This window comes from Asticcacaulis sp. AC402 (assembly GCF_000495835.1).
GTDB lineage: Bacteria > Pseudomonadota > Alphaproteobacteria > Caulobacterales > Caulobacteraceae > Asticcacaulis.
The window spans coordinates 23,032-31,221 of sequence record NZ_AWGC01000016.1 but is presented as its reverse complement, the minus strand read 5'-3'; the positions used below and the strand labels follow the sequence as shown (position 1 = coordinate 31,221).

The following is an 8,190-nucleotide window of genomic DNA, read 5'->3' as shown; positions in this document are numbered from 1 at the left end:
ATTTCCGCCAGAATCCACGCTCGAAAAGCCCGCAGTGGCGGATGATCGCCGCGCTCCGCCGGCCAGGCCAGGTAATAGGCTTCGGCGTTCTTCATCTCACCGCCATCCGGTAGATCCAGCGCCCGCACCAGCTGCCCGGCCTTCAACTCCTCCTCGATCAGGAACGTCGGCAGCAGCGCCACGCCCAGACCCGCCCGCGCCACCTGGGCCACCGTGGCGAACTGGTCGAACAACATGCCCTGGACATGCTCCGCCGGCGCATTGTGCACGCGCAGCCAACGCTCCCACGCATCCGGCCGCGTCGTCAGGTGCAGCAACGGCGCCGCCCGCAAATCCCCCGCCGCCGCAAAGCCATGCTGCGCCTTCAAGGCCGGACTGCACGCCGGCACGACATAGTCCTCGCGCAGCAGAACTGTCTCCGCGCCCGGCCATCGCCCGAGGCCATGGTGGATGGCGGCATCCAGCGGCTCCAGGGCAAAATCAAACACCGTCAGTCGCGTCATCAGGTTCAGGGTAATGCCTGGATTGGCGTTCAGAAACGACGGCAGGCGCGGCGCCAGCCACCGCGTTCCGAACGTCGGCAAAATCGCCAGGTTCAGAGTCCCGCCCAGCGGATTGGCGCGCAAATTCAGCGACGCCGTCCCGATCTTTTTCAAGGCGTCACGGATGTCGCGGGCATAGGCCTCTCCGCCCGGCGTCAACCGGATGGTCTGGCGCTCGCGGTGGAACAGTTCGACCTCCAACTGTTCTTCCAGCGCCCTGATCTGCCGGCTGACAGCACTTTGGGTCAGGTTCAGTTCACGCGCCGCCAGGGTGACGCTGCCGGTGCGGGCGGCGGCCTCGAAAGCCTGCAGATGCGACAGGGACGGCAGGAAACGACGGGGAGCTATCATAGTCTCAAACGGCCAAACATTCTGAAATGGAATGATCTCTTGCGCAAATATCGGTATATCGCACCCTTTATTGCGGGTAAACATACCGAAAACGCATAAACTGCCTTTGCGAGTCCCCTTCAGGTCATCCTTACCATGTCCAACCGACCCACAACGCATGGACTTTGGGAGACCACCGCTCCGCCCGCGCCCGTCACCACGGCATTGGCGGGGGATCTTTCCTGTGATGTCGCCATTGTCGGCGGCGGCTATACCGGCCTGTCGTGCGCCCTTCACCTGGCCAAACGCGGCCTCAAGGCCGTCGTCCTCGAAGCCAAATCGATCGGGTTCGGCGGCGCCGGCCGCAATGTCGGCCTGGTCAATGCCGGCATGTGGGTCATGCCCGATGAACTGCCGCGTGTCCTGGGCGAGGTCCATGGCGACCGCCTGCTCAATTTGCTCGGCAATGCCCCCGCCGCCGTCTTCGACATTGTTGAGACCTACGGTATTGCCTGCGAACTGCAAAAACACGGCACCCTGCATTGCGCCGTCGGCGACAGCGGCCTGGAAGAACTGAAGCAGCGGGCGACGCAATGGCGCGACCGCCAGGCGCCGGTCTACCTGCTGTCGGCCGAAGAAACCGCCCAGCGCATCGGCACCAAGGCCTATGCCGGCTCTCTTTTGGACCTGCGCGCCGGCACCATCCAGCCCATGGCCTATGTCCGCGGCCTGGCCCATGCCGCCGTCAAGGAAGGCGCCACAATCCATACCGACAGCACGGTCACCGAGGTGACGGCGACAGGCGACCGCTGGACGGCGCGAACGGCAGGCGGATCGATCACGGCCAACTGGGTGGTCATGGCCACCGACGCCTACACCCAGGGCCCATGGGAGATCATCCGCAAGGAACAGGTCCACCTGCCCTATTTCAACCTGGCCACTCAGCCCCTGCCGGAAGATGTCCGCGCGACGATCCTGCCCGGTCAGGAAGGCTGCTGGGACACCGAAGAAGTGCTGTCGTCCTTCCGCCTGGACGCGCGCGGCCGGCTGGTCTTCGGCAGTGTCGGTGCGTTGCGCGGCACGGGCGAGACCATCCATCGCGGCTGGGCCCTGCGCGCTTTGCACAAACTGTTCCCGCAGCTTGGACACATCGAGTTCGAAGCCGAATGGTTCGGCTGGATCGGCATGACCGACGACAACCTGCCGCGCTTCCATAAATTTGCCGACCGCGTTGTCGGAATCAGCGGCTATAATGGCCGCGGAATCGCCCCGGGCACGGTCATGGGCCGAGCCCTGGCGGAACTCATCTCCGGCGAAAAGTCCGAAGCCGATCTGCCCCTGCCGCTGACGACGCCCGAGGCGGCGAAAATGAGAGCCTTGAAGGAAGTTTTTTACGAAGCCGGCGCTCAGGCCGTTCACCTGACCGGCGCTCGTTTTTAGTACCCGACCGAATTGAGATTTGACAGGACCACCACCATGATCACCGAAAAGACCCGTACCGGCGAAGAGGTCGCCACCCTGCTGAAGGCGCTCGGCGTCGACGCCGCCACCTATACCGGCGGCAGCCTGACCGTCACCTCGCCCGTCACCGGCGACGAGATTGCACAAACCGTCGAAACCCCGGCCGCCGACGCCGCCAAGGCCATCGATGCCGCCCACCAGGCCTTTCTTGACTGGCGCACCGTACCCGCGCCCAAGCGCGGCGAACTGGTCCGCCTGTTCGGCGAAGAACTGCGCACGCACAAGAATGAGCTCGGCAAGCTGGTCTCGCTCGAAGTCGGTAAGGTCACTTCGGAAGGCCTGGGCGAAGTCCAGGAAATGATCGACATCTGCGACTTTGCTGTAGGCCTGTCGCGTCAGCTCTACGGCCTGACCATCGCCACCGAACGCAGCCAGCACCGCATGATGGAAACCTGGCACCCGCTGGGCGTGGTCGGCATCATCTCCGCCTTCAACTTCCCGGTCGCCGTCTGGGCGTGGAACGCAGCCCTGGCCCTGGTCTGCGGCAATGCCATCGTCTGGAAGCCGTCGGAAAAATCCCCTCTGACCGCCCTGGCCACCCACGCCATTTTTGAGCGCGCCCTGAAGCGCTATGTCGACGAAGGCTATGACGCCCCGGTTGGCCTGTCGGCTTTGATTATCGGCGGCCGCGAACTCGGCGAGGCCATGGTCGACCACCATAAGGTCGCCCTGGTCTCCGCGACCGGCTCAACCGCCATGGGCCGCGCCGTCGGTCCGAAACTGGCCGCGCGCTTTGCCCGCTCGATCCTGGAACTGGGCGGCAACAACGCCGCCATCATCGCGCCGACCGCCGATCTCGACCTGGCCCTGCGCGGCATCGCCTTCTCGGCCATGGGCACGGCCGGCCAGCGCTGCACGACGCTTCGCCGCCTGTTCGTCCACGACAGCGTCTACGACACCCTGATCCCGCGCCTGAAGAAGGCCTATGCCTCTGTCAAGATCGGCAATCCGATGGAGGACGGTGTTCTGGTCGGGCCACTGATCGACAAGGCGGCCTTCGACGGCTTTGAAAAGGCCATGGCCGACGCCAAGGCCACCGGCGCGACCATCACCGGCGGCGAACGCGCTTCGGTCGGCGGCGACAATGCCTATTACGTCCGTCCGGCCATCGTCGAAATGACCAGGCACGAAGGCCCGATGCTGCGCGAAACCTTCGCGCCCATCCTCTATGTCATGCGCTACAGCGACATCAAGGACGCCGTCGCCATGCAAAACGATGTCGGCGCCGGCCTGTCGTCGTCGATCTTCACCAACGACATGCGCGAAGCCGAGCTGTTCATGTCGGCGGCCGGTTCGGACTGCGGCATCGCCAATGTCAATATCGGCACCTCGGGCGCTGAAATCGGCGGCGCCTTTGGCGGCGAAAAGGAAACCGGCGGCGGCCGTGAATCCGGTTCGGATTCCTGGCGCGCCTATATGCGCCGCGCTACCAACACGATCAACTACGGCAGTTCGCTGCCTCTGGCCCAGGGCGTGAAGTTCGATGTCTGATACAGCTCGCCCATCCACAAAAACCGTCTTCGACTGGGCCGACCCGTTCCTGCTGCAGGAGCAGTTGACGGACGACGAACGCATGATCCAGGACGCCGCCCGCGCCTATTGTCAGGACCACCTGATGCCGCGCGTGCTCAAGGCCTATGGCGAGGAAACGACCGATCGTCAAATCTTCAACGAGATGGGTGAACTGGGCCTGCTGGGCGCCACCTTGCCGGAACAGTACGGCGGCGCCGGCGCCTCCTATGTCGCCTATGGGCTGGTGGCGCGCGAAGTCGAGCGCGTCGATTCCGGCTATCGCTCAATGATGAGCGTCCAGTCCTCCCTGGTCATGCACCCGATCTACGCCTATGGCAGCGAAGACCAGCGCATGAAGTACTTGCCGAAACTGGCCAGCGGCGAATGGGTCGGCTGTTTCGGCCTGACCGAACCCGATGCCGGCTCCGATCCCGGCGCCATGCGCACCCGGGCCGAGAAGATAGACGGCGGCTACCGCCTCACCGGCACCAAGATGTGGATTTCCAACTCGCCGATCGCCGACGTCTTTGTCGTCTGGGCCAAGTCGGACGCCCACAACGGCGAGATCAAGGGCTTTGTCCTCGAAAAGGGGATGAAGGGGCTGACCGCGCCGAAGATCCACGGCAAGCTCTCCCTGCGCGCCTCGATCACCGGCGAAATCGTCATGGACGGCGTCGAGGTGTCGGAAGACGCCCTGCTGCCCAACGTGTCGGGTCTGAAAGGTCCGTTCGGCTGCCTCAACCGCGCGCGCTACGGCATTGCCTGGGGCGTCATGGGTGCGGCGGAAGACTGCTGGCACCGCGCCCGGCAGTATGGGCTGGACCGCGTGCAGTTCGGCAAGCCTTTGGCCCAGATGCAGCTCTTCCAGAAGAAGCTGGCCGACATGCAGACCGAGATTACCCTGGGTCTGCAGGCGGCCTTGCGCGTCGGGCAACTGTTCGACGCCGGCAAGGTTGCGCCGGAGATGATCTCGCTGATCAAGCGCAACAACTGCGGCAAGGCCCTGGACGTTGCGCGACATGCGCGTGATATGCATGGGGGCAACGGCATCCACGAAGAATACCACGTCATGCGCCACGCCCAGAACCTGGAGACCGTCAACACCTACGAAGGCACACATGACGTCCACGCCCTGATCCTGGGCCGGGCCCAGACGGGCTTGCAGGCGTTTTTTTAGTCGACGGTAAAGTGGCCCCTCACCCCCACCCTCTCCCCGCAGGCGGGGAGAGGGAGTCCCGACAGTGCTCTTCCTTCTCCCTCTCCCCGCTTTGCCTGCCGGCGAGGCCGGGGAGAGGGCAGGGGTGCGGGGCTTACGAAGACACAGGCTTTGACACATAAACCCCTCTCCGGCCTCAAAGTTCTCGAACTGGCGCGCATCCTGGCCGGACCGTGGTGCGGCCAGTTGCTGGCCGACCTGGGCGCCGAAGTGATCAAGATCGAACGCCCCGAAACCGGCGACGACACCCGCACCTGGGGGCCGCCCTTTGTCACTGACTCGAATGGCAATGCCTGGGGCGCTGCCTATTTCCATAGCTGCAACCGCGGCAAAACCTCTGTCGCCATCGCTTTCGAAACGCCCGAAGGCCAGGCGGCCATCCGCGCCCTGGCCGCCGAGGCCGATATTCTGATCGAGAACTTCAAGGTCGGCGGCCTCAAGAAATACGGCCTCGACTATGACAGCCTGAAGGCCGTCAACCCGCGCCTGATCTATGCCTCGATCACCGGCTTTGGCCAGACCGGCCCCTATGCCGCCCGCGCCGGCTACGACTACATCATCCAGGGCATGAGCGGACTGATGGACATTACCGGTGAGCCCGAACGCGAACCGCAAAAGGTCGGCGTCGCCATCGTCGATATCTTCACGGGCGTCTATACCGCGACCGCCATCCTGGCGGCGCTGAACGGTCGCCATGCCACGGGCCAGGGCTGCCATATCGACATGTCGCTCTATGACACCGCCACCGCCGTCCTGGCCAACCAGGCGTCGAACTACCTGGTCTCCGGCAAGTCACCATCGCGGCTGGGCAATGCCCATCCCAATATCGCGCCCTATCAGGTGTTCCAGGTCGCCGATGGTCACGTCATCATCGCCGTCGGCAATGATGGCCAGTTCCAGAAACTGTGTATCGCCCTGGGCGCGCCTGATATCGCCGCTGATCCGGCCTATGCCACCAATGCCTTACGCGTCGCCGCCCGCATGGATTTGCAATCCATGTTGCAGCCGTTTTTGCTGCAACATACGCGCGCCGACATGCTCGACCTGCTGGAACGCCACGGCGTCCCGGCCGGGCCGATCAACCGCATCGAGGATGTCTTCGCCGACCCGCAGATCGTCCATCGCGGCCTGAAACTGGAACTGGACGGCGTACCCTCGGTTGCCTCCCCCATCGTTATCGACGGCCAGCGCATGGCCGCCGACACCCCCTCCCCCAAGCTTGGCTCCGGCCAGCCGCAATGGAAAGACTCATGAGAACCGGCGGACAGATCCTTGTCGACCAACTGAAGATCCAGGGCGTCGAACGCCTGACCTGCGTGCCGGGCGAAAGCTATCTCGCAGCCCTTGACGCCATGTACGGCAACGGCATGGACGTGCTGATCTGCCGTCACGAAGGCGGCGCCGCCATCATGGCCGAAGCCTATGGCAAGCTGACCGGAAAGCCGGGAATCTGTTTCGTCACCCGTGGCCCCGGCGCCATGAACGCTGCCCACGGTGTTCATATCGCCCAGCACGATTCCACGCCGATGATCCTGTTCATCGGCCAGGTCGAACGCGCCATGCTGGGCCGCGGCGCCTTCCAGGAAATGGACTACGAACAGGTGTTCGCCAGCGTCGCCAAGTGGGTGGTCGAAATTCACGACCCGAAGCGTATTCCCGAGATCATGGCCCGCGCCTTCCGAATCGCAACCCAGGGCCGCCCCGGTCCGGTGGTGATTTCGCTGCCTGAAGACATCCTGACCGAAATGGCCGAGGCGACGGATGCTGCCGTCGTCGTCCCCGCCCGCGCCGAACCGTCGATGGCGCAGATCCAGCAGTTCGAGCAACGTCTGCTCGCCGCCACGAAACCGCTGATCATCCTGGGCGGCTCGTGCTGGAGCGACGAAGGCTGCGCCGCTATCGCTGATTTTGCGCAAAAGTGGTCCGTTCCGGTCGCGACCGAATTCCGCCGTACCGCCCTGTTCCCGGCGACCCATCCGTCCTATGCCGGCGATCTCGGCTTCGGTCAAAATCCGAAACTGTCGCAAAGGGTAAAGGATGCCGACCTGGTGATCCTGCTGGGCGCGCGCATGGCCGAGGTGCCGTCAAACGGCTACACCCTGATCGGCGTCCCCAACCCGAAACAGACCCTCGTCCACATCTTCCCCGATGGCGATGAGATCGGCCGCGTCTACCAACCCGACCTTGGCATCGTCTGCGCCCCCGACGCATTTGCGAAAAGCTCCGCCACGCTAACGCCGCCGGTCGCCAAGCCATGGACGCGCGAGACCGAAAACGCCCATATGGACTTCCTGATGTGGACGACCAAACCGGCCACCATCCCCGGAGATTTTCAGTACGGCGAGGTTATGGTGTGGCTGCGCGACACCCTGCCGGCGGACACCATCGTCTGCAACGGCGCCGGCAACTACGCCATCTGGCTGCACCGTCACTGGCGCCACACCCTGCCGCGCACCCAGGTCGCCCCGACCGTCGGCAGCGTCGGCTATTCGGTCCCGGCGGGTGTCATGGCCAAACGCCAGTGCCCCGACCAGACGGTGGTGGTCTTCGCCGGCGACGGCTGTTTCCTGATGCACGGCAACGAGTTTGCCACGGCAATCCAGTACGACATTCCGGTCATTGTCATCGTCGTCGACAACGGCATGTACGGCACCATCCGCATGCACCAGGAGCGCGACTACCCGCACCGCGTCGTCGGCACGGACCTGAAAAACCCCGACTTTGCCGCGTATGCGCGGGCCTTTGGCGGCCATGGCGAGACAGTACGCACGACCGAAGACTTCTATCCGGCGTTTGAGCGCGCCCGCGCCAGCGGCAAGCCGGCCATCATTCACTGCTATATCGACCCGCAGGCCATCACCCCGGCCAAGACCCTGGACCAGATAGCAGCGGACGGGTAAAAAACTACCTCTCCCCGCCAAAGCGGGGAGAGGACGAGAGCCGAGCGAAGCGTGGGCGATCGGGTGAGGGGCTTTCCGAAGACAATTGTGCACCGACGCTGACCAAGCCCCTCACCCTAACCTCTCCCCGTGAAGAACGGGGAGAGGGGTTTTTCATAGCATCTGGAAA

General features: G+C 64.1%; 6 protein-coding genes. 5 read left to right on the top strand and 1 reads right to left on the bottom strand.

Translation table 11 applies throughout. From position 1 onward, the window contains the following. Positions 1–893 (bottom strand): LysR family transcriptional regulator (locus ABAC402_RS30770; RefSeq protein WP_023449620.1); only part of this gene is annotated, 893 nt, incomplete at its 3' end. Positions 894–1,028: 135 nt separating this feature from the next. On the opposite strand from ABAC402_RS30770, the gene ABAC402_RS30765 reads away from it, so the two are divergent. The 5 genes from ABAC402_RS30765 to ABAC402_RS30745 all read left to right on the top strand — a co-directional run bounded on the left by ABAC402_RS30765 (position 1,029) and on the right by ABAC402_RS30745 (position 8,021). Beyond that, the gene (locus tag ABAC402_RS30765; RefSeq protein WP_031235597.1) at positions 1,029–2,312 is read left to right on the top strand and encodes an FAD-binding oxidoreductase; all 1,284 of its coding nucleotides are present in this window, start codon (positions 1,029–1,031) and stop codon (positions 2,310–2,312) included. A gap of 36 nt (positions 2,313–2,348) precedes the next feature. Continuing rightward, positions 2,349–3,884, top strand: coding sequence for an aldehyde dehydrogenase family protein (locus tag ABAC402_RS30760; RefSeq protein ID WP_023449618.1), 1,536 nt, complete (start codon positions 2,349–2,351; stop codon positions 3,882–3,884). Beyond that, entirely contained in the window at positions 3,877–5,082 is a 1,206-nt protein-coding gene (locus ABAC402_RS30755; protein WP_023449617.1) for an acyl-CoA dehydrogenase, read from the top strand. Before ABAC402_RS30760 ends, ABAC402_RS30755 begins: the two co-directional genes overlap by 8 nt. A gap of 150 nt (positions 5,083–5,232) precedes the next feature. Beyond that, positions 5,233–6,375 carry a CaiB/BaiF CoA-transferase family protein gene (locus ABAC402_RS30750; protein ID WP_023449616.1) on the top strand — a complete coding sequence of 381 codons (1,143 nt, stop codon included), beginning with the start codon at positions 5,233–5,235 and terminating at the stop codon, positions 6,373–6,375. After that, positions 6,372–8,021, top strand: a complete 1,650-nt coding sequence (locus ABAC402_RS30745; RefSeq protein WP_023449615.1) for a thiamine pyrophosphate-binding protein — start codon at positions 6,372–6,374, stop codon at positions 8,019–8,021. The genes ABAC402_RS30750 and ABAC402_RS30745 overlap by 4 nt, the downstream gene beginning before the upstream one ends. The last annotated feature ends 169 nt before the right edge of the window (positions 8,022–8,190 follow it).

Coding starts and splice junctions, on each gene's coding strand:
- ABAC402_RS30765 (WP_031235597.1), top strand. CDS start 1,029: ATGTCCAACCGACCCACAACGCATGGACTTTGGGAGACCACCGCTCCG.
- ABAC402_RS30760 (WP_023449618.1), top strand. CDS start 2,349: ATGATCACCGAAAAGACCCGTACCGGCGAAGAGGTCGCCACCCTGCTG.
- ABAC402_RS30755 (WP_023449617.1), top strand. CDS start 3,877: ATGTCTGATACAGCTCGCCCATCCACAAAAACCGTCTTCGACTGGGCC.
- ABAC402_RS30745 (WP_023449615.1), top strand. CDS start 6,372: ATGAGAACCGGCGGACAGATCCTTGTCGACCAACTGAAGATCCAGGGC.